We start from the raw sequence: 25,711 nt of genomic DNA, 5'->3' as shown, positions 1-25,711 counted from the left end.
CTCAGAACTCCCCGGGGAACGCCTTCCGGACCACGAGCCGGGTCCAGCCGCCCAGGAACACCCGCTCGCCGTCCGCGAGCTCGTGGCGGACCCCGACCTCGAGCGGCGTCGTCGGGAGCGGCTCCCCCGGCACGCTGACATAGGTCCCGTTCGAGGAGTCGAGATCCTCGACCGACCAGGCGTGCCCGTCGGTGCTGAGCTGGCAGTGGCGACGCGAGACCCCGGTATCCGCACCGGCATCGACCTCGGGGTGGATGCCTCGTGAGGCGGAGGGGCGGCCCACCAGCACGGTCCGCTGGCGCAGCGGGATCACCTGCGGGGACCCGGGTGAGGGCATCGGGTCCTCGGGGGCCTGCGCCTCGTACCAGTCCGGATCCACCCAGAGCTCGGCGACCCACTCGTCCTCACCGGGAACAGGCGGCGCCTGCAGCCCGCCGGTGGGGCGCGCCTGCTCAGCCTCCTCGGCGCTCTCGGCCGGCCCGGCCGGGTCGGCTGCACCCTCGCCCGGGTCACCTTCCGCCGGATCGCTACCAGCTGCTACGGGATCGGCCGCCGCGGGATCTGGCTGCTCGGCCCCCTCGGCCGCTGAGCTGCCCTGCTCCTGGTCCCCCGGGAGCGCCCACGGGTCGGGTGCGGTCTGCTGAACCGGCTGCGGCGCCGTCCCGGTGGTGAAGTCGTAGCCGCAGTTCTCGCAGAACAGCGCGTTCGGCGCCGCAGGCGAGCCGCAGTGCGGGCACGCGCGCGGCTCGCCCGTGGCGGCCGGCTCCGCGGGGCTCGGCACCACGGGGGCGGCCGAGGCCGCCTCGATGGGCGCACCACAGATGTCGCAGTAGTCCTCCGCCTGCGAGCTGTGGCCCTGCGGGCAGACGGCGCTCACTTGCGGATCCGGGTGGTCTTGGTGGAGGCGGTGTCCAGAGCCATCTCGTCGAGCTTGTCGGTGTGCCGCTTGAGGCGCACGGTGCCCCGCTCCTCGTTCTCGATCTCGACGACACGTCGGAGCCGTGACGTGGCCTCGTCGTTGCCGGTCTCCTTGGCCAGCTGGACAGCGCGGCCCAGCTTGACGGTCGCCGTCGCCTCATCCCCCGCCGCCTTGGCGGCGAGACCCTGCTGGATCGCGTCGGCGAGCTCGGCCTGGCCGGTGTAGTGCGCGACCTCCGGGTTGATCCGCGCGGTGAGGCTGGAGTCGCTGGACCACATCGCCTTGACGAGCCCGGATGCCTGCACCTCACCGTTCGTGACGATCTGGACCCGCGCGGCGAGCTGCTCGGCACCGACCGGCTTCGACCCGACACGCACCGCCACGTGGTACTCGCGGCTCTCGTCGCCCCAGGCTCCGGTGGGGAACCCGGCCGTGAGCGGGTTGACCACGTGCTTGCGCGGGGTCAGGTCGTCGAGCTTCGGGGAGACCTGCTTGACGTAGAGCAGCTCCGAGCCCTGCGGCGTCCACACCCGCAGCTCGGCGTCGGCGACGCCCCGTGCCATCGACTCGCCGAGCATCGCCTGAAAGCTCGCGGCGATCTGCGAGGGGTCCCGGATCAGCTCGTCCGAACCCATCAGCGCTGACGCGATCTCCCGCACCTCGGCCACCACGTAGCGGGAGCCGACACCGCGCGCGTCGCAGCGGAACTGACCCTGCAGGTGGGTCAGCGTCGAGGTGAGCTGAGACTTGGGCTCCGACTCGTTCTTGCCGTCGGTCAGCAGGATCGCGTGCCGGCGCGCACCGCGCGGCACGGTCGTGAACAGCTGGCCCGCGAGCTGCAACCAGGTGCTCATGGCCGTGCCGCCACCGGCGCGCATCATACTGATCGCGCGCTTCGCCTCGGCGCGCGCCGCCGGCTCCATGCGCACCATCGCCGACGGCGCGTTCGGGTAGGGGAACACCCGGTTCGCCACGTGGCTCCCGCCCACGATCGCGAACCAGGTCCCGTCGTTGATGACGTCGAGCGCGACCTTGGCCGCCTCCTGCGCGGCCGCGAAGCTCGCACCCGCCATCGAGCCCGAGGTGTCGATCATGATCACCTCGGCGGCCTCGAGGGAACCGGCCGTGGCCGCGCCCGCGTTCGTCGCCGTGATCCGGGCGATCGCGTGCACGTCCGTGGCGCCCTCGGCCAAGAACTGGTTCTGGAACACCTCGGCGGTGAAGTCGGCCATCGTCTCTCCTGTTCCTCGCCCTGCAGGCTATCCGTTCTGGGTGTGTTGACGTGTGCCGCGGCTCAGCCGGCGGTCATTCGCCGAGCCGCGCGAGCACGGCGGTGATGTTGTCACGCCCGCCCTGGGCGTTCGCCCAGTCGACCAGCGCACCCGCGATGGCCGTCGCCGTCGCCCCCTCGCCCAGGCTCGCTGCGCTCGACCGCACCAGCTCGCTGAGCTCGTCGGGCCCCGGGCAGTAGTTCCAGAGGCCGTCGGAGCACAGCAGCAACCAGCCGGGAGAGGTGACGGTCAACGTGTCCAGCCGCGGCTTGACCTCGGGCGCATCAGGCCCCAGCCAACGCGTGATCGCGTGCGCGTTCGGGGAGGACTCGACCTGGCTCGCCGGGACGCCGAGCTCGATCATCTCCTGCGCCCACGAGTCGTCGATCGTGAGCCGGATACCGGTGCCGCCGTCGGGCAGCCAGTAGGCGCGCGAGTCCCCGACGCTCCCGACGACGACGCGCTGACCGTCCGCGACCGCCGCGACGTAGGTGCACGACGGCGCGTCCGACTCCTGCTCGACGGGCACCGACAGCACGGCCTCGTTGGCCCGCCGTGCGGCGTCCTGATGGAGGATCCCCCAGTCGCTGCGCCGTGCGGAGCCCTCCGAGGTCACCTCCTGCGCACCGCCGGGTGCTCCCTCGGCGAGCGCCTGCAGGGCTGCGGTGCAAGCCGCGAGGCTGGCCGCATCGGACATCGGGGCTGTCGAGACCCCGTCGCACACGACCAGCAGCGTCACGCCCCGCTCGATGCCGATCGCCATCGCATCCTCGTTGCGGGCGTGGAGGACGCCGCGGTCGCAGACCCCGCCGACCGTCGCGCTCGGTGAGGACTCGAAGTGGTCGCGCTCGCTCATCGCGGGCGAGCCGCACTCCTCGCAGTAGCCATCGGGAGCGACACGCCCCCCGCAGCGGACGCAGGGGCGAACCGGCGGTGCCGGGCGCTGCTCCTGCTGCGGAGGGGCAGCCTGCGTGGGTGCCGTCAGCGGCGTGCCGCACGCCTCGCAGAACATGGAGCCGGGCTGCGCCAGAGCTCCGCACGACGGGCAGGGCACGTCCGGCTGGACCTCGGGGTCGGTCTCGGCAGCTGCGGTCGCATCCGGCGCCTGGGCCGGCTGCCCCGGGTCCGTCACCTTGAGGTGCTCGGGCTGGGGCACCGCAACGGGCGTCTCTGAGCTCACCTGGTCCACCGGTTCTTCGTCTCGTGCGGGCTGCGCGGGGGCGGGATCGCTCACCACAGGGTCCAGTTCCGGGCCGCGTTGGCGCGGTCGACGAGCGCGATCCGCTCCGCGCGTGTGTCCGCGATCCGGGCCCGCTCACGATAGGCCGTCTCGATCGCGTCACGTAGCGGACGCTCCTGCGCAGGCACGTCCGCGATCTGCGCTCCCATCGGAGCGGCGTTCTGACCGATCTGGGCGAGCGCAGCCTCCAGCACCTGGATGCGCAGGTCGGACTGGGCGGCCGGTGTCAGCGGCACCCCCTCGATGCTGCGCAACGCGTCGTCGAGCGCGGGAAGACCCCAGCCCGACTCGGTGAGCGCCCGGGCCCGTTGCAGGCGGGCTGCCGCATAGGAACCACGGGTCGGGGCGACGAGATCGAGCGAGTGCAGCACGCCGTCGAGATCCCCCCGGGCTCGCCTGATGCGCGTCAGGCCGAACGCCGCGGGCGCCGTGTAGTTGGCGTCGGAGCGCGCACACACCACGTACAGCGACTCCGCCACGTCGGGCTCGCCGCCGACCTCGCACGCCGTCGCCAGCGCGAGCTTCGGTGCGAGCTCGCCGGGGACCTGCCCGTACACGGCGTTGAACGACGCGACGGCGGCAGTCGCGTCGCCGCCGGCCAGGTCGGCGAGGCCACCCACCCAGAGCGCGCGCCACTCCCACGGGTCGTCGGCGAGGATCTCCGCGATCAGGGTCCGGGCCACGTCGATCCGGTGGGCCGCGACCGCTGCCCGTGCCGTGGCGAGCCGGATCTCGACGGTGCGTTCCGGGGCCTTGTTGAGCGCGGTCACCCTCGCCACCGGGTCGGCGACGTTGACGCCGTCCAAGAAGCTCGCCATCGGGTCGGAGGGATCCACCTCGAGCTCGGGCAGCTCGCTCCACAGCAGCGGCCGCTCGGGGACGTCGACGGTCGGAGCCGTGAAGAGCTGCGACGCCGACGAGGTGGTGGCCGGGCTGCCGGGGCCACGGTCGGCGGCCACGACCTCGCGCAGCACACCGAGCATCTGCACCCGTAGCTCGTCGACCGAGCCGAATCGGTCGTCGGGGTTCTTGGCGCACGCCTTCGCGAGCAACCTGTAGAACGAGTCGTACCGCGCGAACACCGGTGTGTCCGCGACCGGCGGGAACGAGTCCACGTACGTGGTGGTGTTGCCGCGGAAGTCGAGCACCATCGTGGCGAGCGTGCGCCCGATCGTGAAGATGTCCGAGGCGACCGACGGTCCCAGCTCCGCCACCTCGGGCGCCTGGTAACCCACGGTGCCGAAGATCGCCGACACGTCGTCGTCGATCCGCCGCACACCGCCCATGTCGATGAGCTTGACGCCCTCGCCCTGCTGGATGACGTTGTCGGGCTTGAAGTCGCAGTAGAGCAGCCCGTGGTCGTGCAGGTAGGAGAACGCCGGCAGCACCTCGAGCACGTACGCGATGGCCTGGTCCACCGGCAGCGGGTCGACCACGCCGCCGTTCTTCTCACGCCGGTCCTGCAGGATGTCCTTGATCGAGGTCCCGCCGACGTACTCCATGACGGTGTATCCCGCACCGTCGTGCACCGCGAAGTTGTAGATCTCCACGATCAGCGGGTGCTCGACCTCGGCCAGGAACCGCTGCTCGGCGATGGCGGCTGCGGCCGCGTCCGGGTCGTCGGCGTTCAGGAGGCCCTTGAGCGCGACCCAGCGTCCGGACACGTTGCGGTCCCGGGCGAGATAGATCCAGCCGAGGCCGCCGTGCGCGATGCACCCGACCACCTCGTACTGGCCACCGACCAGGTCGCCGGGCTGCAGCTGCGGCTCGAAGTCGAACTTGGCACCGCACGTGGGGCAGAACCCGCTCGTGCGGCCGGGCACGTCACCACGGGAACGACCGACGGGGCTCCCGCAGGAGGAGCAGTAGCGCTTGCGCTCGGCGACCTCCGGGACCGCCATGATCGCCTGCAGCGGGTCGGGCACGGGCAGCGGCGGCACGGTCGTGAGGCCGGCGCCCATGCGATGCGCGCGCAGCCTTGTCGACCCCGTGCCCACGCGCCTGGTGGTGCGCGAGCCGGTGCGGGCCGACCCGATCGCCGTCGAGGCCAGCCGCGACGACGAGGTTCGCGTGGACCCTCGGTACTCGGCCTCCCGCATCGGGGTGGTGCGGGCGGACTGCGGGCCCTCGGGCCCACCCGCCCCGAGAACCGCCGACGGCGAGACCCCTGTCGCGCTCGTCCCCTGCCCCGAGCTCGGTGCGGCACCGCCCGGGGACTCGGGCGAGCCGCAGACGTTGCACCACCCGTCCTCGTAGGACCCGGTGCAGCCGGGCTGTGTGCAAGCGGTCACAGGGTGCCTCCGATCCTCGCCGCACCGCTCGGACCCCGCAGGTCCAGCGGCTGGGCGAGCCGTTCGTACTGCGCGACGAGCGCGCGTGCCAGGTCCACGTCGCAGGGAGTCCGGGACACGGCGTCGGACGCCTCGGTCCAGCCCGCCTGCACGGTGGGTGAGCTGTCGCGGCCGTGGGCCGCTGCGTCCGACTGCGCCTGCGCGAGCCGGTACCGCAACGACGCGCGTGCCCGGAGCGGGCTCGTGTAGGCGTGCTCGGCCGCGTCGACAGCGCGTGCGGCCGCATCCAGCCGGGCGAGGTAGGCGTCGACGCCTGCGCGGTCGTTCGGTGGGTCACCGAGCCTGTGCGGGTCCGGGACAGCGAGACGCGGCGGGCGCAGGATCTCCCGTCGGCACCGCGCCTCGAGCTCCAGGAGCACCGGTCGGCGCGCGGCCAGCGCGTCGCGGAGCTCGAGGGCGCGCTCACGGTCGCGGCGCAGCTCCCCCGAGCGCGAGGTCATCACGAGCAGGTCGCGGTGCGCGCGGGCGGTGTCTGCCTCGAGCTCGCCGAGCGGCCCGGTCACGTCCGCGCCGCGGGAGGCCTCGCTCAAGAGCCGCCGCTGCCGTGTGGCCAGCGCTGCGACGCGTTCGGTGAGCTCGGCGTCCGACATCGCCTGGACCAGGTCCTCGCAGCGGACCAGCTCGGCCCGGACCTGCCGAAGTCGCGCCACGAGCTTGACGGTTGACGGGTCGATCGCGAGCCGCTCCCGCAGCGCCGCCACCAGGGCGTCGACGAGGCGCGCGCCCTCGGGCAGCGTGACGTCGAGCGCACCCGACCCGAGCCGACCCCAGATGTGCGTGGAGATCCGTTCCCGGGCCGTGGCGTCCGCCCTGCCCGAGTCCCACTCGACGACGATCGAGTCGGCCCGGTTCCGCAGCGCCTGCCACAACGCCATCGCGAGCACGACATCGCTGCTGTGGGCGCCGGCATCGCTCGCGCGCTGTGCAACCTCGTCGAGGCGGTCCAGCTCGCCGCGGGTGCGGTCCAACCACTCCTCGAGGGCGGCCAGAAAGTCCAGCAGCTCCTCTCGGCCCGCAGCCCGTCCCAGGGCGCCCGGCGGTGTCGGGAGCCCGGATCTCACCTCACGTTCGGCAGTCACCGTCACGCGGTCCGCCCGTACACCGGCGTCGGGGGCTCCGGTGCCGGCCCGAGGGACTCCCCCAGCCACCGGTCGTAGATCTGGGCCCACGTGCCGTCGGCGACCAGCTGGGCCAGCACGGCGTTCACGAACTGCACCATGTCGACGTTCTCGGCCGGCACGCCGATCCCGTAGGGCTCCTCGCTGATCGCGTCACCGACGACGACGGCGTAGGGGTCCTGGGCCACGAACCCGGCGAGGATCGTGTCGTCACCGGTGATGGCGTCGACCTGCCCCTGCTGGAACAGCGCCAGGCACTGACTGTGCGTGGGTGCCGGGACCGGCTCGATCTCCGGGTACTCGGCCAGCCTGCTCAGCGTCGTCGTGCCCTGCGGGGCGCACACGCGCTCGCCGGCGAGGTCCTCCAGGCCCTGGGCCTGCGAGCCCTGCGCGACCAGCACCTTCTGCCCGGAGTTGTAGTAGATCGCCGAGAACGCGATCTGCTCCCACCGCTCGCAGTTGACCGTGAAGGCGCGCGCCACCAGGTCGACCTCGCCCGAGGCGAGCACCTCGATGCGCTGGCCGGAGGTGATGACGCGGAACTGGAGGCGGTCCGGGTCGCCGAAGATCGCACGCGAGACCTCGCGCAGCATGTCGATGTCGAAACCCTCGATCTGGCCGGTGAACGGGTTCCGCGAACCCATCAGGAGCGTGTCGGCGGAGACGCCCACGATCAGCGAGCCCCGCTCCCGGATCTCGGCCATCGTGCTGCCGGAGGGCAGCGCGTCGGCTGCGGGCAGCGCATCGAGCGGGTCGTAGGAGGCGACCGGGTCATCGCACTCGGCAGGCTCGGCCGGCGGGTTGCCGGTCGGCTCCTCGGTGGGCTCGGCCGTGGCCTCCTCCGGCGCCGCCTGGCCGAGGTCGTCGGCGCCGCTGCCCGTGGAGCACGCCGCGAGCCCGAGCAGCAGCGCTGCCGCTGCGCCCCACGCGGTGACCCGCCTGGTCCTGGTCGGCCTCATCGGTACTCCTCCCGCCTCGGGGCCATGCCCCGCCAGCACGCGACAGCTCCCAGGATCCCCGCGATCAGCAGCACCCAGGCAGCCAGCCGGGCCTGACCGGCCGCGTCGCTCAAGCCTGACGTGACATCGGACGAGCCCGAGTCGACGACGGCGCCGGCGGACTCGACGAACTCCGCGTACGCCTGGCTGGCACCGCCCTCCTCGTCGGTGATCGCCATCGCCACCGCGTCTTCCCAGTCGCCGCTGTCGTCAACCGTGCGGATCTCGGCGTGCAGGTCCACCCAGTCCTGCAACCTCGAGGCGAGCTCGGGCTCGGCATCACCGAGCAGCGCGATCGCCTCGTCGGTGCGGTCCACGAACTCGACCTCGAAGGCCCCTCCCGAACCGCGCTTGATCAGCGTGAGGGACTCGAGCGTCCTCGCCTCGGCGGCGAGCACCGAGGCCTGGGCGACGGCCAGCGTCGGGCGATAGCTGTCGACCCGCACCGCACCGGCGGCCGTGGCCGAGGAGGTCGCGCCGAGTGCACCGACGCCGAACGCGACCAGGAGCAGCACGGTGGCGATCGTCAGCCCTGGGTTGAGGCGCCGTCGGGTCATCCGCGCCAACCGGGTCTGGCAGACCACCAGCACGACGAGGGCAGCCAGCACCACCACGACGATGACGATCGAGAGGTTGCCCGCACCGAAATCGGCTGCGGCGTCGTCGGCGGCGATCGACAGCACGCTGTCCAGGCTCGCGAGCATCTGCTCGCGGACCAGCGTGGATCCCTGTTCGAGGTAGGCGGCGCCGACCGGGAACCCCTGCCGGTTGTTGACCCGGGCTGCCTCGATCAAGCCGGTGTAGGTGGCCAGGTCCGCGTTGAGCTCGGCGATCAGCGCGGCGTCGTCGTCGTCGGCTCCCTCGGCGAGCTGAGCGAGACCGGTCGCGGCCGAGGCGATGGCCGCGTCGTAGACCATGCGTCGCGCCTGCGGCTCCAGACCGCCCACGAGGAACGCGTTCGTGGCGGCGCCGTCGGCGTCGAGCAGCGCGCTGCGGACGTCCATGACCGTGAGCACCCGGTCCGCTCGCGTGGATGCTCGGTCCAGGCCCGAGGCCTGGTTGAGCGCCAGCAGGAACCCGAGCGCCGCGACGAGCAGCATCACGACGACGCTCGCCACCGAGATGCGCATGACGCGCTGAGCCGACGTGACCTCGACGCCGCGGTTCCGCAGCCCCAGCCCGCCGGTGCTCGGGCGCCTGACGACCTGACCGGGGCGTTGCTGCAGCTGCTGACCCTGCGGCTGTGGCGCCGGCGCCTGCTGGGGTGGTGCTGTTGAGATCGAGGTCACTCGTCCTCCTCGGATGCGGTGACGGGCAGCGGTTCGGGTGCGTGAGGGCCCTCGCGCCCGCTCGGTTCGACCGGTTCGGCGGGCTCCGGCTCGCCGGCCTCCACGAGGATCGTGGCTACCGCGGCGGCCTCCTCCTCGTCGGCGACCAGGTCCTCGGGGAGCAGCGTCTGCAGCTGCTCGATCGTGGGCGCCTCCACATCGCGCAGGCGCCACGCATGGCGGGCGATCGCCGAGTCGAGGAGGTTGCGCACGAACCGGGCGTTGCCGAACGAGGCGTCGCGCGGTTGCACCGAGCAGATCTCGATGACGCGCTCGAGGGTCTCGGGCAGCGGGACGAAGTCGGCCTTCTCGGCCATCACCTCGAAGATCCCGCGCAACTCCTCGTCCGCGTAGTCCTCGAACCGGATCGTGGTCGAGAACCGTGACTCCAGCCCGGGGTTCGCCGCGACGAACTCGGCCATGGGGACCGGGTAGCCCGCGACCACGACCACGAGGTCGTCGCGGTGGTCCTCCATCTCCTTGACCAGGGTGTTGACCGCCTCCTGGCCGAAGCTGTCGGCTCCGCTGCCGGTGCTCGACTGGGTGAGGGCGTACGCCTCGTCGACGAACAGCACTCCCCCGACGGCGCCCTGCACCAGCTCGGCGGTCTTCATCGCTGTCTGCCCGAGGTAGCCGGCGACGAGCTCGGAACGGTCGACCTCCACCAGGTGACCCTTGCTGAGCAGCCCCAGCGCCCGGTAGATCCCCGAGACCAGCCGGGCCACGGTCGTCTTGCCGGTGCCGGGGTTGCCCACGAACACGAGGTGCCGCGTGAGCGTGGGACGGGTCAGCCCGGCCTCGACCCGGAGCTTCTCGATGCGGAGCAGCTCGACCTGACGCCGGATCTCCGCCTTGACACGCTGGAGCCCGATCAGCTCGTCCAGCTCGGCCAGCAGCTCCTCGAGAGTCTTCTCCGGCTCGGTCTCGACCGCCGGTTCGGCAGCGATCGCCTGGTCACGCTCGCCCGCCGTCGCGTGCGCCGGCTCACCGGTGGCCGGCGCGGTCGACGGCGGCGTCGGGTCGGAGATCGGCTGCTCGTCGCCGCCGCTGGTGCCCCGGCGCAGCGCGCTCAGGATGCCGTCGAGACTCGGCACCTCGGGCTGCTGCTGATCAGGCCGCAACGCCGTCAGCCCGCCGTCGAGGTTCGGTGTGAGCTGGCGCAGCAGGTCAGCGGTGTGCTGACGCGAGGGGTCCGGAGCGAGTGTCGGGGCCGGTGCGCGCCTGGCGCTCGCCGCACCGAGCTGCACGGCGGCCGTCGCCGTCGCTCGGGCGGCGACGTCCAGTCGCGGGGTCCCGAGCTTCGCGCTCGCGCGGACGATCGCGGCGAGGGCTTCGGCGTACGCGGCGGCGTGCGGACCGCCGGCAAGGGCGACGAGCACGTCGGTCGGTGCAGCGCGCCAGCGGCGGCCGGCGGAGGCGGCCGTGAAGAACTCGTCCGCGGAGTCGCCGTCGACCTCGGCCAACCACTGACGGGGAGCACCGACCAGGGATTCGGCCACGGCCGCCGACAGGCGCAACCCCTCGTCGCGGGCGACCTCGGCGGGTACACCCGCATCCTGCGCGGCCTCGGCGAGGCCGCGCAGGGCGGCTCGCAGCGACGGGGTGGTCATCAGGCCTCCGTGGACGGGGTGTTGAGCGAGGAGCCCTTGAACTTCTCCTCGAGGAAGGCGCCGTGCGCGATCAGCGCGTTGGCGTCCTGGCGGGAGACGGCGTCGGAGATCTTCATGAGCGTGGCACTCAGCAGGTCGAGCTGGTCGACCAGCAGCATCAACGAGGTCTTGCCGTTGGCCACCACCCGCCTGTCGGCGAAGTCGCGCGGCAGCCGGAGATAGGCGTCGACCGCTTCGGGCAGATAGCTCGTGGCGGTCGCCACGACCGTGTGCGCCTGCTGGCTACCGAGGCTGGGGCGATCCAGCCTCGGCACCATCACACCCACGATCTGCGCGATCCGGTCGACGCGGGCCGCGATCGACGGCGGCACCCGCCCGGCGATACGGGTCCGCACCGCCTCGACCGATCCGAGAATCTCCTCACCCGTGGGCGGTGGCGGGAGCTCGGGCAGCACGGGAGCCTCCGGCTCGCCCCGGAGCTTTCGCCCCAGCTCAGACCACCACGACACAGGTTGCTTGGCTCCGATCAGCGATTGGTGTTGAGGTTCAGCCCGCCGATGTCGAGCGAGCCGCCCTGCAGCTCAGAACGGTCGGAGTTGCGCGATCGTTCCAGGTACTCGGCGGCCTTGGTGGTCTCGGTCTGCAGCACGCCGACCGTCTGGGCCATCGAGTCCAGCGCCCGGATCTTGAAGTCGGAGATCGTGTCGAGGGTCGTGTAGATGTTCGCGAACGCCTCCTGCAGCTGCTCGATCCCGATCGTCGCACTCGCGGCCTGCTCCTGGATCGTGGCCGAGTTGTCGGCGAGCATCTTGGAGGTGGCGACGATCATGTTGGAGGTCGTGGTGTTGAGCGCGGTGATCTGGTCGAGGACCAGCTTCTGGTTCGCGAGCGCCTGCGCCACGATCACGGCGGTGCGAAGGGCTGACAGGGTCGTCGTGGTCGCGCGGTCGACGCCCTTGATGAGCTCCAAGTTGTTCTTGATGATGATGTCCATCGCCAGGTAGCCCTGGATCGACACCGCGAGCTGGGTCAGCAGGTCCTGGTGCTTCTGGCGGACGTAGAACAGCACGTCTTCACGCATCACCTTGGCGCGCTCCGGGTCGGTGACGTCGAGCTCGGCGATCGTGGCCGAGAGCTGGGCGTCGATGCGCTCGGCCATGAAGATGTACTGGTTGAGGCGGCCCATGGTGTCCCACAGGTTCCGCTTCTCCAGGTTGAGCGCGGCGTTGTCCTTGCGCAGCTCGTCCTGGCCGTTGTACAGGGCGCGGATGATCGCGTCGAGCTGCTTCTGCGCCGACTCGTAGCGCTGGAAGTAGTCGCTGATCTTGTCGCCGAACGGGATGAACCCGAGCAGCTTGCGCCCGAACGTCTCCTCGGAGGGGTCGAGGTCCTCGACGGCGCGGCGCAGCGCGAGCAGCGACTGCCCGACCGTGCCGGACTCGGACAGGCCACCCTCCTTGATCTCCTTCACCGGCGTGGCGAGAAGCCGGTTGGAGACATCGGCCGCGCGCCGGACGTCCTGGTCGCCCATCGTGCGGATCGAATCGGCCTTGGCGGTGAACTCGGGCGACTTCGCGTCGCTCTCGAGCAGCGACGCCACGTACGCGTCCGCCTTCTGGCTCAGCTGCGGCACCATGGCGGGGTCGACCTTCGGTGCCAGCGCAGGCGCCTGGGTGGTGGCGACGGCGGCGACGGGCGCCGGCGGCTCCAACGTGAGCCCGATGTTGTCCGCCTCTGGCGGCTCGAGAGGGGCAGCGGCAGCGGCCTGGTCGGTCATGTCATCCTCGGCTGTCGATCGGACGGGATCTGCGGTTCAGAACTGATCTAGGGATGGTCAAGCCAGTCTCTGGTGTCAATCTACGGCAGGCTGGGGCCTCGGCGGACGCAGAGACCGGGCACCACTACCCTGCCGCTGGCGGGCAGGCCCTGGCAACGGCCCCACGCTGACTCCCCCAGCGCTGACGAGAGGCACGTGTTGAGCACCTCGATGTTCGATCTGACCGGTCGGCTCGCACTCGTGACCGGCTCGGCCCGGGGGCTCGGCTTCGCGCTGGCCACCGGGCTGGCAGAGGCTGGCGCGGAGGTGGTGCTGCACGGCCGGCACCGGGCGGCCGCCGAGGCGGCGGCCCATTGGATCGCCGCGGCGACCGGGGCGAGCACGCACGTCGTCTGCTTCGATGTCACCGACGCCGACGTGGCACGCGCCGGGACCGCCGCGCTGATGGACGAGGTCGGTGTCCCCGACATCCTGATCAACAATGCCGGCATGCAGCACCGGGCGCCGTTCAACGACTTCCCGGCCGAGCGTTGGGACCAGGTGATCGCCACGAACCTGTCCTCGGTCTTCTACGTCTCGCAGCCGATCACTGCCCGCATGGCAACGCGCGGCTCCGGCAAGGTCATCAACATCGCCTCCGCGATGTCAGCACTCGCCCGGCGCACGATCGCGCCCTACACCGCCTCCAAGGGCGGCGTCGGGATGCTCACCAAGGGCATGGCAGCCGACCTGACGGAGCTCGGCATCCAGGTGAACGCGATCTCGCCCGGCTACTTCGCCACCGAGATGAACGAGGCGCTCTGGAGCGACCCGGAGTTCGACTCCTGGCTCAAGGAGCGCACACCCGCCCGCCGGTGGGGCGACGTCCGCGAGCTCGTGGGCACGGCGGTGTACCTCGCATCGGACGCCTCGAGCTTCGTCGCGGGCCAGAACATCCACGTCGACGGCGGGCTGACCTCGGTCGTCTAGGTCAGGCCCCGATCCGGGCCAGGAAGGCGGCGTAGGACCGGCCGTGGGGGTCCCCCACCGGCATCGGCTGGGGCACGACATCGAGGGTCGGCGCGGTGCGGATCGCGACGGCGGGGTCGCCGAGGTGTCCCGATCGCACGAGGGCCAGCAGGGCCGCCCCGGTGGCGACCGGCTCGCCTGCCCGCACCAGCGAGATCGGCCAGGGCAGCGACGCCCGCTTGAGGGCGGTCCACAGCTCGGGGAGCCGCCCTCCACCGATCACCGCGACCCGCCGCGGGTCGCCCTGGCTCTCGATCATCCAACGGGCCTGGTAGCAGATGCCCTCAACGACGGCGCGCGCCTGCTCCTCCCACGACCAGTGAGCAGGCGGGTTGCCCGGTCGCGCGTGCGGATCTGGCCGGGGCGTCTGCCGACCCCTCAGATAAGGCTCGACGGCGGCCCCGGTGGGCCCTGGTGCCTCCGCCAGGCTGCTCGCGGCCCTCGTCAGCACGTCCTCGCGGTGATCCTCGGGAATCGTCGACAGCCAGTGCTGCAGCATCGCCCCCGCGCTGGAGGTCCCCGCCAGGAGCGCGTCGTGAACGCCGCCCACGGAACGTACGAGGCTCATCCCTTGCCTGCGGACGTCCTCGAGAACCGGTCGCTCGCCAACCACGCTCAGAACGGCCTCGGCCGTGCCGAGCGAGTCGGCGACGTCCCCGGGCTCGCGCATCCCCGCCGCCCACGAGGCGACCTGGTGGTCATGGCCGGCCACGACAACCGGCACGCCCTCGGTCAGCCCCGTTCGCGCCGCTGCCGCGGCGGTCACCCGGCCCGCGCTCTCGTACGGACCGGCGACGCGCGGCAGTCGGGTCGGTTCCAGGCCGGCGAGGGCGAGGAGCTCGCCGTCGAAGACCGACGTCGGTGGTTCCCCGGGGGCGGCGAGGCGATACCCGCCCGTGCGGCCGGCGAGCGTGTGGTCGGTGACGCGTTCCCCCGTCAGCGCGTGCGCCACGACGTCCGCGACGCTCAGCCAGCAGGCCATCCGGGCCCAGACCTCGGGCCGTTCCCGGGCCAGCCAGCGCCACGTCGTCAGCGGTGTCTTGGCCGAGAGGCGCACACCGCTGCGAGCGAACACGGCAGGCGCCAGATCGGCCATCGCCGCGGCGTCCTCGGCACCGAGCCCGGCGTCCCAACGCAGCAGATCGGTCAGCGCCTCGCCGTCGGCACCGATCGCTGCTCCGGTCTCCGCCATCGAGGCCACCCCGACAGCCGCCACCGTGATCCCCGGACCCACCAGCTGGCGGCAGCGGCGCGCGATCACGTCCACGAGGCCCGGCACGTCGCCCGGGGTGACCGAGGCCGACGAGGCGACCTCGCACAGGTGGCCACCGTCGATCTCCACGAGGACAACCTTGGTCGTGCTCGACCCGATGTCGATCCCTAGCGCGAGCATGAGGTCATCCTCCCGTGACACCGACGAGAGCGGTCACTCCCAGATGATCGGGTTGTCCCCGTAGACGGCGTCGAGGCCCTGCACGAAACCGGACCAGGAGTCACCGTTGAAGAGGCCGCCGGTGATCGGTCCGGCGTCCGAGAGACCGACGACGCACATCACCAGGGTGTTCGTCTCCGGGTCCCAGCCCTGCAGGGTGTAGCCGCACTCGTCGGAGGCCCCGGAGCCCAGCCCGAAGTTCTGCGCCTCGATGAAGCTCGCACCCGAGCCGTCCTCGAGCAGCGGGAAGATCGCGGGAGCCGGGGGCTCGTCGACGCCCTCCGGGAGGCCGTCGGGGTAGGCGTACTGGAGCACCATCAGGTACGGCGTGAAGGCGGCGAACTCATCGGCGTTGTCCCAGTCGGCCCAGATATCGGTGCTGCCCTCGGTGACCTGCAGGAGGCTCAGGCCGATGTTGACGTCCACCGGCTCGCTGGACCCCTCCGGCGACGCGCTGGTGACGACCCAGGCGGGCGAGCCGAGCGGGACCGTGGTGCCGGGCTCGGTGGTGCCGGCCGCACCGAAGTCGACGGCCGCGACGTCGAAGTCCGGCGTTTCCTCGGTGGTGGCTTCCTCGGTGGTGGGCTCCTCGGTACCCGCCTCCGAGGTGCTCTCCGGCGAGGCGTCGCCGTCACCGTCCGGCGTGGTGTCGTTCGAGCAGCCGGCGAGAACGAGCGAGGCGCCGAGCAGGGCTGCGACGGTGAGGTGGCGGGACGTGCGCAAGGAGAGGCCTTTCGAGAGCGGTTCGTGAGCTGGCGCCATTGCCGGGGAACACGCTAGTTCAGCGGCCCACGAGGCCGTCGCCAGGTTCGTGGGCAGCAGTACCCATCGGGTGGGGAAGAATACGGGGGTGACGGAGAACCCGAACGACGCCCAGCGCGCCGATGCCCTGCGAGCAGGCCTGGCCGAGTACGAGCTCGACGCCGAGGACATGGCGCTCCTCGACGACGAGCAGCGGGGGTCCGGGGAACCGAGCGGCTCGGGCCCGCTGCCCGTGCTCGCCGTCGTCGGCCGCCCGAACGTCGGCAAGTCCACCCTCGTCAACCGGATCCTCGGCCGTCGCGAGGCGGTGGTGCAGGACACGCCGGGTGTCACGCGCGATCGCGTGAGCTATGAGGCCGAGTGGAGCGGGCGTCGCTTCATGGTCGTCGACACCGGCGGCTGGGAGCAGGATGCGCGCGGGCTGCAGGAGCGGGTGGCCGAGCAGGCCGAGGCGGCGATCGAGCTGGCCGATGCGGTGCTGTTCGTGGTCGACGCGAGCGTGGGCGCCACCGGCACCGACGAGCAGGTGGTGCGGCTGCTGCGCCGCTCCGGGAAGCCGGTGATCCTGGTCGCCAACAAGGTCGACGACCAGCGCGCCGAGGCCGACGCCACCGCGCTCTGGAACCTTGGGCTCGGCGAGCCGTTCCCGCTGTCCGCGCTGCACGGCCGCGGCTCGGGCGACCTGCTCGACTCGGTCCTGGAGATGCTGCCCGAGACCTCGCAGGCCGGCGGCGCGATCCCGGCGGGCGGTCCGCGCCGCATCGCTCTGCTCGGACGCCCGAACGTCGGGAAGTCCTCGCTGCTCAACGCGCTGACGGGTTCGGACCGCGTGGTCGTCGACGACGTCGCCGGCACCACGCGCGACCCCGTCGACGAGCTCGTCACGCTCGGGGACAGGCAGTGGTGGTTCGTGGACACCGCAGGGATCCGGCGTCGCGTGCACCAGACCCACGGCGCCGACTTCTACGCCTCGCTGCGCACCCAGTCAGCGCTCGAGAAGGCTGAGGTCGGGGTGGTGCTGGTCGACGCCAGCGTGGCCATGACCGAGCAGGACATCCGCGTGATCCAGCAGGTGATCGACGCCGGGCGCGCCCTCGTGATCGCCTACAACAAGTGGGACCTCATGGAGGAGGAGCGGCGCGAGCTGCTCGAGCGCGAGATCGAGCGCGAGCTCGTGCAGGTGCAGTGGGCGCCACGCGTCAACATCTCGGCCCGCACCCGGTGGCACGTGGACCGGCTGGTGAGGGCCCTGGACACCTCGCTCGAGGCATGGGACACCCGCATCCCGACGGGCCGCCTCAACGCGTTCCTCGGCGAGCTGGTCGCGGCCAACCCGCACCCGGTGCGCGGTGGCAAGCAGCCCCGCATCCTGTTCGGCACCCAGGCGGACACCCGGCCGCCCCGGTTCGTGCTGTTCGCGACCGGCTTCCTCGAGCCCGGCTACCGCCGCTACATCGAGCGCCGCCTGCGCGAGACGTTCGGTTTCACCGGCACGCCGATCGAGCTCAGCGTGCGGGTGCGCGAGAAGCGTCGCCGCACCCGATGACCTCGAGCGGGGCCTCGACGGCGGAGCACTCCTTCAGGGAGGATCTCGCGGCGCTCGTGGCTTCCGACGAGCACCTGGCGGCGGTGGTCGCCGAACACGGCGTGCCGGCGTTCTGGGCCCGGCCCGCAGGCTTCCCGAGCCTGGTGCTGTTCGTGCTGGAGCAACAGGTCTCGCTCGCCTCGGCGGCGGCGACCTATCGGTCGATCCTGCGCCGGATCGACACGATGGCTCCCGGCAGCCTGCTGGCGCACCCGGACATGCGTGCCGACGGCGTCTCGCGGCAGAAGGAGCGCTATCTCCGGGCGCTGGCAGCCGCCGTCGACGAGGGCACGCTCGACCTGGGGTCGCTGACATCGGCGAGCGACGACGAGGTCCGCGCCCGGCTCATGGCCCTGCCGGGCATCGGAGCGTGGACCGCCGACGTGTACCTGCTCTCGTGCCTCGGTCGCCCGGATCTCTGGCCGGTCGGCGACCGCGCGCTGCAGGTCGCCGCCGCGGAGACCCTCGGGCTCGCCGAGGTCCCGACGCCGGTGGTCCTCACAGAGATCGGCGAGCGGTGGCGCCCTCGACGCTCCACGGCTGCCCGCATCCTGTGGCACGGCTACCTGCGCCGTCGCGGCCGCGCGGAGACGCACCTGCCCACCTGAGCTGCGGCACGATCCCGTGCACACCGGGGGTCGTTACTGCCCGCCCTCGGGGAGGTCGACACCCGTCAGGGCGATGGCTTCCTCGACGTGCTTGCTCATCTCGGCCTGCACCCGCTCGGCGGCCGCCTGCACGGCGGCCCGACCTGTCGCGGCATCCTCGGGCACTGCCTGGAACGGCGTGCCGAACACCACGTGCAGCTTCGCGCGAAAGCCCGGGATGTGGCTTCGCTTCTGGCCCTGCGTGCGGGTGCCGAGGATCGCGACCGGGAGCACCGGCGCCTTCGCGCGCACAGCGAGCCAGGCGATGCCGGCCTTGGCCGAGCTCACGTCGCCGCGGCCGCGGGTGCCCTCCGGGAACACGGCCACCACCCGGTCCTCGTTCAGCAGCGCCAGCGCGGTCTGCAACGCCGCCCGGCCTGTCCCCCGGTCCACCGGGATCTGCCCGGCGTTCCGCATCAGGACGCCTGTCCAGCCGTAGAACGCCTCTTCCTTGATGATGAAGTGCGATCCCCGGGGGATGCACCCGTGCAGGAGCGGTCCGTCGATGATGCCGGTGTGGTTGGCGGCGAGCAGCACCCGGCCTGTCGGCGGCACGTTCTCCGCCCCGGTGATCGTAGTGCTCCAGACCCCGTGGGCGAGGAGCTGGCCCACCCGCCGCGACCACCTGGGGCCCCAGCGCTTGATGCGATCGGGCGTGATCTCCTGGCCGGGGGTGCGCCGCGGCTTCTCCTCGCTCACCGCTGGCCTGCCTGCACCGTCTCGATCAGACCCCGCACCGCGTCGACGGTCTCGTCGAGCGTCAGCTCGGAGGAGTCCACGGTCACCACGCCATCGGCTGCCACCTGAAAGCTCGAGACCGTCGAGTCGTCGGCGTCGCGGCGCAGCACCTGGTCGCGGGTGGCCTCGATGGCTCCCTCGTCGTCGGCTCCGTGGATCTCCCGCGCGCGCCGCGCCAGCCTGGCCTCCTCGCTGGCCACGAGCAGGATCCGGACATCGGCGTCAGGAGCCACCACGGTGGTGATGTCGCGGCCCTCGGCCACGATGCCGCCCTCGCCGCGGGAGGCGTCGATGATCTCCCGCTGCCGCCGCCGGAGCTCGGCACGGACCTCGAGGTTCGTCGCCACCGCGCTCACCACGGTCGAGATCTCCGTCGAACGGATCACCACCGAGACATCCTCGCCGCCGACGGCGATACCCGGATCGCGGGGGTCCGTCATCATCTCCAGGGGTAGCTCGCGCACCGCCCGCGCCACGGCGGCGGTGTCGGCGAGGTCGATGCCGTCACGCACGCACCACCAGGCGGCCGCGCGGTACATCGCACCGGTGTCGAGGTAGGCCATCCCGAGCTGGGCCGCCACCCGTCGGCTGATCGTGGACTTGCCCGAACCCGACGGTCCGTCGATCGCCACCACGGTCCCTGTCACTCGACCACCACCCGCCACTCGCGCTCTTGCAGCTCCGCCACCAGCGGCTCAGCTGCTGCCGGCAGCACCGACAGCGTCGCCATACCCACCCGCTGCCGCGGTGAGTGCTCCATCTTGAAGTCCTCGATGTTGACGCCGATCTCGCCGACCTCGCTGAACAGCCGGCCCAGCTCCCCCGGGCGGTCGGGCACCAGCACGGTCACCTCGAAGTAGTGCCGACGGGCGCCGCCGTGCTTGCCCGGGATCCGGCCGACGCCGTCGTTGCCCGCGGAGACCAGACCCGCGATGCCGGCCATCGCACCCAGGGCGAGCGGACCGTCGTCTGCTGCCCGGTCCAGCGAGCGGAGCAGCGCGTCGAGATCGTCCCGGACCGCGCGCAGCACGGTGCGGGTAGGCCCGGCGTTGCCCACCAGGATCGTGGCCCAGAGCTGCGGATCGCTCGCTGCGATCCGTGTCACGTCCCGCACGCCCTGGCCGGCGAGCCCGAGCGCCTCCTCGGGAGCTCCGACCAGCCGGGCCGCGACCAGCGACGACATCAGCTGCGGCAGGTGGGACACGAGAGCGACCGCCTGGTCGTGCTCGGCCGCGCTCATCTCGACCGGGCTCGCGCCCAGATCGACGGCGAGCCCCCGGACGGCGCGGAGCGCCTCCGGGGATGTCTCGGGCCCGGCTGCCAGCACCCAGGGGCGACCGGCGAACAGGTCGCTGTCCGCTGCGGCGGCGCCTCGCCGCTCGCGGCCCGCCATCGGGTGCGAGCCGACGTACCGGCTCAGATCGAGCGTCGCGAAGCCCTCGAGCTCGGCACGGATCGACGACTTCACGCTCGCCACGTCGGTCACGACGGCGTCCGGGTAGGTGTGCAGCGCGGCGCCCACGATGCCGGCGGCCACGTCCGGGGGCGCCGCCACCACGACCAGGGCCGGCGGCTCGTCGTCGGGCTGCTCGGGCACGCCGGCGCCGACGTCGCGGGCCAGCGCGAGCGCGGACGGCGAGCTGTCGCGCAACCGCACCGGCACATCTTCGGCGGTGAGTGCGAGACCGATGCTGGCGCCGATGAGGCCGGTGCCGATCACGAGGACCGGTCCCTGGGTCGCGAAGCCACCGGTGGTGGCGGGTCGGGCCGCAGTCACGATCGGTCACCATATCTCGGAGGCGGCACCGGGCACGTCTCCAGCTCGAGGGGCAGCGGGTCGGGTGACGGGCTGACCGCCCTGGCCGAGCTCGCCGTCATGCGGCGCATGTGATGGCGGCGGCAGAGCACCTCGTAGCCGACGACGCCGGTCTCGAGCTCGGCGGTGTCTCCCACCACGACCTGCTCCCCCACCGTGACCATCGCGCCGTCGAGCGTGCGCGCGTTGTGCGTGGCGCGTCGGCCGCACCAGCACAGGGCCTGGACCTGCAGCACCTCCACGCGGTCGGCGAGCTCCACCAGCCGGGCCGATCCGGGAAAGAGGCGGGTGCGGAAGTCGGTCGTGATGCCGAAGGCGAAGACGTCGACCTCGAGCTCGTCGACCAGCCGCGCGAGCTGGTCGACCTGCTCCTCGCTGTAGAACTGGGCCTCGTCGCAGACGAGGTAGTCGACCACGCCGCCGCGGGTGCGCCGCTCGATCACCTCGTGCCAGAAGTTCGTCGCGTCGGTCACCTCGACCGCCTGGTGCCGCAGGCCCAGCCGCGAGGACACCACACCTTCGCCCGCACGGTCCGAGCGCGTGAAGATCACCCCACGCCGACCGCGCTCGCTGTGGTTGTGGTTCATCTGGAGAGCGAGGGTGCTCTTGCCCGAGTCCATGGTCCCCGCGAAGTAGGTGAGCGTCGCCATCAGCCCGCCAACCTGACGAGCGGGACCGTGCGCTCGGCCGGGGTGCCCGAGCCGTGCATGCCCACGAGCTCCAGCGAGGCGGCGCTCTGCGTACGGGAGTCGACGACGGCGATGTCACCTCGCATGGCGGCCACCACGTCACCGATCACCGGGCGGAAGCGGTCCTCGACCTGTCCGAACCAGCCGGCGGCGATCGCCTCGTCACGGCTGCGGACGTCGGCACGTTCGCCGAGCTCGGCACGCCAGGACTCGAGCACGGCGCCCGCGGCTCCCGGCTCGGCGTGCACGTGGCAGATGCGCGGTTCTCCGGCGACGAGCGCCACGCCGTCGGACAGCGGCGGCCTGGCGGCGACGTCGATCCGTGCCGGGCCGCCGAACTGCTCGGAGTCGCGGCGCGGGATGTCGACCATGCCGTGGTCCGCCGTGACCAGCAGCAGCGTCTCGGGCGGCACGCGCCGCGCCAGCCGGCCGAGCTCGGCGTCGAGCAGGCCCAGGGCATCCCGCCACGGGTCGCTGCGCCAGCCGTGGTGGTGCCCCGTCTTGTCCACGTCCCCCCAGTACATCGTGACGAGCCTGGCCTCCGGCTCGGCGAGCACGTCCAGCGTGCGGTCGACGCGCTGGCTCAGGCTCTCGGCCGCCTCGTACTCGGCGCCGCGCAGCGTGGCCCGGGTCAGCGGCGAGGACTCGAACTCCCACGGACCCACGCTCACCGAGAGGAGGTCCTGCTCGGCCATCAGCTCGAAGATCGTGGCATGCCGCTGCCAGGTCTCCGGCTCCGGTCCGCCGCGCCACGAGATCAGGTTGAGCAGCCGCCCGTCGGCGGGGTTGCGCACGGTGTACCCGAGCATGCCCGTGCGACCGCCGGGCAGGCCGGTGCCGAGTGCAGCCATGTTGGTCGCGGTCGTGGAGGGGAAGGCCGACTGCAGCGGCCGGCGTGGAGCGGCATTGAGCACCGGAGCGACCTCCGGAGCGTCCGTGAGGTTGTGCAGACCGAGCCCGTCGACGATGACGACGCACGCGCGGCGGGCCTGCGGCAGCTCCAGCCGTTCGGCGGCGACACCTGAGCGCACCGCGTGCCCGCTCGGGTCGACCACGAGGTCCACCCCCACAGCACCGGCGGCGCCCAGCACGACGTCGCCGAGCCAGTCGTGCGTGCTCACACCCGCGCCGTGGCCGCCGAGAGCGCGGCCGCGAAGTCGATGGCCGCCCGCACCGCGGCGGGACCCTCGGCGTCGGCGCTGACCCGGACCACCAGGTCGTCGGGCAGCATCGAGCCGGTGAAGCCGTGGTCGGCCTCGCAGCTGGGGTCACCGCAGGTGGCCGGCTCGAGCTCGACCCGGCTGACCGCGCCCCAGGAGAGAGCGAGCGTGACCTCGCTCACGGCCGAGCCGCGGCGGTAGGAGGCCGGCTCGGCGACCCCATGGGTCAGGCCGACCGTGCGCAGATGCCTGATCGCGACGGACTCCGTGGTGGCCGCAGCCGCGGGGATCGCGTCGGCGTCCTCGCCGGGGAGGTCGTCGACATGCGCCAGGATCAGCCGGGTCTGGGTCAGCACCAGGACCGTGACGTGGCGCCGCACCTCAGCGCGGTCGAACATCGTCTCGACGTGCACCAGGTGCGAGGCGACCTCCTCACCCGCCAGGGCGAGATCGATGACGTCGGTGACGATATCCGGGTAGTACCCGGCCCGCTCGACGTCGGTTCGCAGTCGTCGCAGCGCTGTCGAAGACGATGAAGGCACCCGGTGAGTATGCCGCACCTGTCAGGGCAGTGTGCGCCGAGCGGTATCTCCGCGCTCGGCCGCCAGCAGGTCGATCGTCGCCGAGAGGATGGCCAGACCGTGCTCGGCGACCAGCACCGGGTTCAGCGTGACCGACCGCACCTCGGGCAGCTCGTCCTTGAGGACGCTCACCCGCCCGATCACGTCCTCCAGAGCCGCCACGTCCATCGGCGGCAGCCCACGGTGACCGAGCAGCCGCGGGGAGGCGCGCACGGCCCGGACCAGGTCGGCGACGTCCGCCTCGGTGAGCGGCGGGATCCGGTAGGCGACGTCGTCGAGAAGCTCGACGGCGTCTCCGGCCATCCCGAACCCGATGATCGGCCCGTAGAGATCGTCCTCGACGCCGGTGACGACACAGGCGGCTCCGGTGGGCGCCATCGCCTGCACCTCGAGGCTGACGTTGTGGCGTCCGAGCGCGTCGAGGCGCTCGGTGATCGAGGTATAGGCCTCGGTGAGCTCCGCGTCACCGGAGAGGTCGAGTCGAACACCGCCGAGATCGGCGCGATGCCGCAGTACCTCGTCGGCGGCCTTGAGCGCGACGGGCCACCCGATCTGGGCAGCGGCGGCGCGGGCTGCCTCCAGGTCGGCGACCTTCGTGGCGCGCCAGACGTCGAGCCCATAGGCGGCGAGCAGCGCGCTCGCCTTCTCGCTCGACAGCCGGACCGACGTCCCTGCCGGCACCCCAGCCAGCTCACCGTGCGTCAGTGCCCGCGCCTCGCGGCGCCGAGCGCCGACCACCTCGACGCGAGGGCTGTCCGGATCGTTCCGCCGCCGGGCATACCCGCGGGCGGCAGCGAGCGCCGCGACGGCGTCGGCGCCCTCGTGGAAGCCAGGGACGCGCACGAGCGCACCGTCGGGCGCGGTCGCGGCGAGGTCGGGGTGCAGCCCGGCGCGGCCGAGCACCAGCCCCGCCACCGTGCGGCCGCTGTCGGCGGCCAGCTGGGCGGCGGCCTGCGCCGCGTCGGTCGAGATGTCGACACCGAAGGGTCCGTACCCGATGACAGCCATGTCCCAGTCGTCGCGCTCGGCAGCCTCGCCGAGGGTCGCGCGCAGCTCGTCCGCAGCGATCGTCGGGGCCAGCGTGATCGGCTCCCCCGCGACCAGGAGGCCGTGCTCGACGACGAGATCCCCTAGCACGGCTGCGTGGCTGCCCGAGTTGCTGACCACGAGGACGCGATCTCCCGCCGGCAGCGGCTGCGACGACAGCAGCGCCGCCCAGTCGAGCTGCTGCGCGACCGAACGGGCCAGGAGCACCCCCGCCTGACTCATCATCTGCTCCACCACGCGGCGCGGCGCCGTCGAGGACCGCACGGGGTGGCCGGGCAGCTGCCGCTGCCCGGTGGTACCGGCGATCGTCACGACCACCGGTTTCGTCGCTGCGAGCCGCCGCGCCACCCGCGAGAACTTGCGCGGGTTGCCGATCGACTCCAGGTACAGGCACGCGACCGTGGTGCGGTCGTCGGTGGACCAGTACTGCATCGTGTCGTTGCCGCTGATGTCGGCGCGCTGACCGGCCGCGAGGAAGCTGGAGAGCCCGATGCCCCGCCCTGCCACCTCGGTGAGCAGCGTGCGTGCGGCCTGGCTCGACTGGCAGAACACCCCGACCTCGCCCTGCCGGATCGGCGCGGTCGCGAGCGTGGCCGGGAGCGGGCCTGCCTCGCCGTGCGCGAGGACACCGAACGACCGCGGTCCGACGAGCCGCAGCCCATGCTCGCGCAGCGCCCGCATCAGGCTCCGCTGCGAGGGTCCCGACTCTCCGCTCCCCGTCCGGAAGCCTGCCGACAGCAGCACGATCGCGCGGGTCCCCCGCGCAGCGAGCACCGGCAGCGCCGCCATCACGTCACCCGCGGGCGCCGCGACCATGGCGAGCGTCGGCAGCTTCTCGTCCTCGACCTCGGCGATGGTCTCGGCGCTGAGCACGCGCCCGGAGAACCCCGACTCCTGGATCGAGGCGAGCAGCCGGTCGCCGATCGGGCGGCCCTCGTCGCCCCGCGCGAGGACCAGCACGCCGTCGGCGGCGAGCAGCGCCGTCATGCTCAACGCCTCGGCGCGGCGCTCCCGCTCGGCGAGCACGGCGAGCGAGCGGTCGGTGGGCCGGATCGGGACCGAGACCTCGACGATGCCGTCGGCGAGCTCCTGCGAGGTGTCGTAGCCCGCGTCGGTGAACACGCGCAGCATCCGGGAGTTGCTCGGCAGCACGTCCGCGCTGAAGCGTCGGATACCGATCTCGCGCCCGGCCGCAGCGAGGTGCTCGAGCAGGATCGAGCCGAGCCCGCGCCCCTGGGCAGCGTCGGCGACGTTGAACGCGACCTCGGCGACATCACCATCCGGCTCGAGCCGGTCGAACCGCCCGACGGCGAGGATCTGGTCGTGCTCCTCGCCCGGCTGCACGAGCACGAGGGCGACCCGCTGGTCGTGGTCGACGTTGGTGAAGCGCTCGAGGTCTCGCGTGCTGAGCTGCTCCATCGGGGCGAAGAAGCGGAAGTAGGTGGACTGCGCCGACTGGGCGCGGTGGAAGGACTGGAGAGCGTCGGCATCGTCCGGCGCGATCGGCCGGATGTGCATCGTGGAGCCGTCGCGCAGGACGACATCGGCCTCCCAGTGCGCCGGGTATGAGGCCCCGACCGCTTCCGACGTCATGCTCGCGATCGTAGTGTGGCGACCTCCACACGGTCGGCTCG

The 25,711-nt window shown here is 72.3% G+C and carries 23 protein-coding genes; 4 read left to right on the top strand and 19 right to left on the bottom strand.

The features are described from left to right. Position 1: 1 nt before the first annotated feature. The 4 genes from GPA03_RS03060 to GPA03_RS03045 form a co-directional block, all read right to left on the bottom strand. Positions 2-877, bottom strand: coding sequence for an FHA domain-containing protein (locus tag GPA03_RS03060; RefSeq protein ID WP_156250507.1), 876 nt, complete (start codon positions 875-877; stop codon positions 2-4). Beyond that, positions 874-2,151: a VWA domain-containing protein gene (locus tag GPA03_RS03055; RefSeq protein ID WP_156250506.1), complete on the bottom strand. Its 1,278-nt coding sequence runs from the start codon at positions 2,149-2,151 to the stop codon at positions 874-876. The genes GPA03_RS03060 and GPA03_RS03055 overlap by 4 nt, the downstream gene beginning before the upstream one ends. Positions 2,152-2,224: 73 nt before the next feature. Beyond that, the gene (locus GPA03_RS03050) at positions 2,225-3,370 is read right to left on the bottom strand and encodes a PP2C family protein-serine/threonine phosphatase (RefSeq protein ID WP_241681061.1); all 1,146 of its coding nucleotides are present in this window, start codon (positions 3,368-3,370) and stop codon (positions 2,225-2,227) included. Positions 3,371-3,420: 50 nt separating this feature from the next. Continuing rightward, a complete protein-coding gene (locus tag GPA03_RS03045) occupies positions 3,421-5,391 on the bottom strand; it encodes a serine/threonine-protein kinase (protein ID WP_421958393.1) in 1,971 nt (656 codons plus the stop codon). 28 nt (positions 5,392-5,419) lie between these two features. On the opposite strand from GPA03_RS03045, the gene GPA03_RS22765 reads away from it, so the two are divergent. Continuing rightward, positions 5,420-5,686, top strand: coding sequence for a hypothetical protein (locus GPA03_RS22765; RefSeq protein WP_241681151.1), 267 nt, complete (start codon positions 5,420-5,422; stop codon positions 5,684-5,686). Positions 5,687-5,717: 31 nt separating this feature from the next. On the opposite strand, the gene GPA03_RS03040 is transcribed toward GPA03_RS22765, so the two are convergent. The 6 genes from GPA03_RS03040 to GPA03_RS03015 are packed head-to-tail and all read right to left on the bottom strand — an operon-like array spanning position 5,718 to position 12,612. Beyond that, positions 5,718-6,860 carry a hypothetical protein gene (locus GPA03_RS03040; RefSeq protein WP_241681060.1) on the bottom strand — a complete coding sequence of 381 codons (1,143 nt, stop codon included), beginning with the start codon at positions 6,858-6,860 and terminating at the stop codon, positions 5,718-5,720. Between the two features lie 2 nt (positions 6,861-6,862). Further along, on the bottom strand, positions 6,863-7,858 hold the full coding sequence (locus GPA03_RS03035) for a glutamate ABC transporter substrate-binding protein (RefSeq protein ID WP_156250504.1): 996 nt from the start codon (positions 7,856-7,858) through the stop codon (positions 6,863-6,865). Next, a complete protein-coding gene (locus GPA03_RS03030) occupies positions 7,855-9,186 on the bottom strand; it encodes a hypothetical protein (protein WP_156250503.1) in 1,332 nt (443 codons plus the stop codon). The genes GPA03_RS03035 and GPA03_RS03030 overlap by 4 nt, the downstream gene beginning before the upstream one ends. Next, positions 9,183-10,835 carry an AAA family ATPase gene (locus tag GPA03_RS03025; protein ID WP_156250502.1) on the bottom strand — a complete coding sequence of 551 codons (1,653 nt, stop codon included), beginning with the start codon at positions 10,833-10,835 and terminating at the stop codon, positions 9,183-9,185. The genes GPA03_RS03030 and GPA03_RS03025 overlap by 4 nt, the downstream gene beginning before the upstream one ends. Next, positions 10,835-11,344, bottom strand: coding sequence for a hypothetical protein (locus tag GPA03_RS03020; RefSeq protein ID WP_241681059.1), 510 nt, complete (start codon positions 11,342-11,344; stop codon positions 10,835-10,837). The genes GPA03_RS03025 and GPA03_RS03020 overlap by 1 nt, the downstream gene beginning before the upstream one ends. 17 nt (positions 11,345-11,361) lie before the next feature. Beyond that, the gene (locus tag GPA03_RS03015) at positions 11,362-12,612 is read right to left on the bottom strand and encodes a toxic anion resistance protein (protein WP_156250501.1); all 1,251 of its coding nucleotides are present in this window, start codon (positions 12,610-12,612) and stop codon (positions 11,362-11,364) included. 210 nt (positions 12,613-12,822) lie between these two features. Here GPA03_RS03015 and GPA03_RS03010 point away from each other — a divergent pair, with 210 nt between their 5' ends. Continuing rightward, on the top strand, positions 12,823-13,581 hold the full coding sequence (locus GPA03_RS03010) for an SDR family oxidoreductase (protein ID WP_156251316.1): 759 nt from the start codon (positions 12,823-12,825) through the stop codon (positions 13,579-13,581). 1 nt (position 13,582) lies between these two features. On the opposite strand, the gene GPA03_RS03005 is transcribed toward GPA03_RS03010, so the two are convergent. Both GPA03_RS03005 and GPA03_RS03000 read right to left on the bottom strand, forming a co-directional pair. Beyond that, positions 13,583-15,013: an FGGY-family carbohydrate kinase gene (locus GPA03_RS03005; RefSeq protein WP_156250500.1), complete on the bottom strand. Its 1,431-nt coding sequence runs from the start codon at positions 15,011-15,013 to the stop codon at positions 13,583-13,585. 33 nt (positions 15,014-15,046) lie between these two features. Next, positions 15,047-15,775, bottom strand: a complete 729-nt coding sequence (locus tag GPA03_RS03000) for a hypothetical protein (protein WP_156250499.1) — start codon at positions 15,773-15,775, stop codon at positions 15,047-15,049. Positions 15,776-15,902: 127 nt separating this feature from the next. Between GPA03_RS03000 and der the strand changes: the two genes are divergently transcribed. Both der and GPA03_RS02990 read left to right on the top strand, forming a co-directional pair. Further along, positions 15,903-17,360 carry a ribosome biogenesis GTPase Der gene (gene der / locus GPA03_RS02995; protein ID WP_241681058.1) on the top strand — a complete coding sequence of 486 codons (1,458 nt, stop codon included), beginning with the start codon at positions 15,903-15,905 and terminating at the stop codon, positions 17,358-17,360. Next, positions 17,357-18,007 carry a DNA-3-methyladenine glycosylase family protein gene (locus GPA03_RS02990; protein ID WP_156250497.1) on the top strand — a complete coding sequence of 217 codons (651 nt, stop codon included), beginning with the start codon at positions 17,357-17,359 and terminating at the stop codon, positions 18,005-18,007. The genes der and GPA03_RS02990 overlap by 4 nt, the downstream gene beginning before the upstream one ends. A 33-nt stretch (positions 18,008-18,040) precedes the next feature. Here GPA03_RS02990 and GPA03_RS02985 read toward each other — a convergent pair whose 3' ends face one another. The 7 genes from GPA03_RS02985 to GPA03_RS02955 are packed head-to-tail and all read right to left on the bottom strand — an operon-like array spanning position 18,041 to position 25,670. Beyond that, positions 18,041-18,745 (bottom strand): lysophospholipid acyltransferase family protein, encoded by a 705-nt coding sequence (locus GPA03_RS02985; protein WP_156250496.1) that lies wholly within the window; start codon positions 18,743-18,745, stop codon positions 18,041-18,043. Further along, positions 18,742-19,431 carry a (d)CMP kinase gene (gene cmk / locus GPA03_RS02980; RefSeq protein WP_156250495.1) on the bottom strand — a complete coding sequence of 230 codons (690 nt, stop codon included), beginning with the start codon at positions 19,429-19,431 and terminating at the stop codon, positions 18,742-18,744. Before cmk ends, GPA03_RS02985 begins: the two co-directional genes overlap by 4 nt. Further along, on the bottom strand, positions 19,428-20,561 hold the full coding sequence (locus GPA03_RS02975) for a prephenate dehydrogenase (protein WP_206673435.1): 1,134 nt from the start codon (positions 20,559-20,561) through the stop codon (positions 19,428-19,430). Before GPA03_RS02975 ends, cmk begins: the two co-directional genes overlap by 4 nt. After that, positions 20,558-21,250, bottom strand: coding sequence for a thymidine kinase (locus tag GPA03_RS02970; protein WP_156250493.1), 693 nt, complete (start codon positions 21,248-21,250; stop codon positions 20,558-20,560). Before GPA03_RS02970 ends, GPA03_RS02975 begins: the two co-directional genes overlap by 4 nt. Beyond that, positions 21,250-22,410: an alkaline phosphatase family protein gene (locus GPA03_RS02965; protein WP_156250492.1), complete on the bottom strand. Its 1,161-nt coding sequence runs from the start codon at positions 22,408-22,410 to the stop codon at positions 21,250-21,252. Before GPA03_RS02965 ends, GPA03_RS02970 begins: the two co-directional genes overlap by 1 nt. Further along, positions 22,407-22,991, bottom strand: coding sequence for a DUF5998 family protein (locus tag GPA03_RS02960; RefSeq protein ID WP_156250491.1), 585 nt, complete (start codon positions 22,989-22,991; stop codon positions 22,407-22,409). Before GPA03_RS02960 ends, GPA03_RS02965 begins: the two co-directional genes overlap by 4 nt. A gap of 21 nt (positions 22,992-23,012) precedes the next feature. Then, positions 23,013-25,670, bottom strand: a complete 2,658-nt coding sequence (locus tag GPA03_RS02955) for a GNAT family N-acetyltransferase (protein ID WP_156250490.1) — start codon at positions 25,668-25,670, stop codon at positions 23,013-23,015. Positions 25,671-25,711 lie beyond the last annotated feature (41 nt).

The sequence above is a fragment of the Pseudactinotalea terrae genome (assembly GCF_009733845.1).
Lineage (GTDB): Bacteria > Actinomycetota > Actinomycetes > Actinomycetales > Beutenbergiaceae > Pseudactinotalea > Pseudactinotalea terrae.
This window is presented reverse-complemented; position numbering and strand designations above follow the sequence as displayed.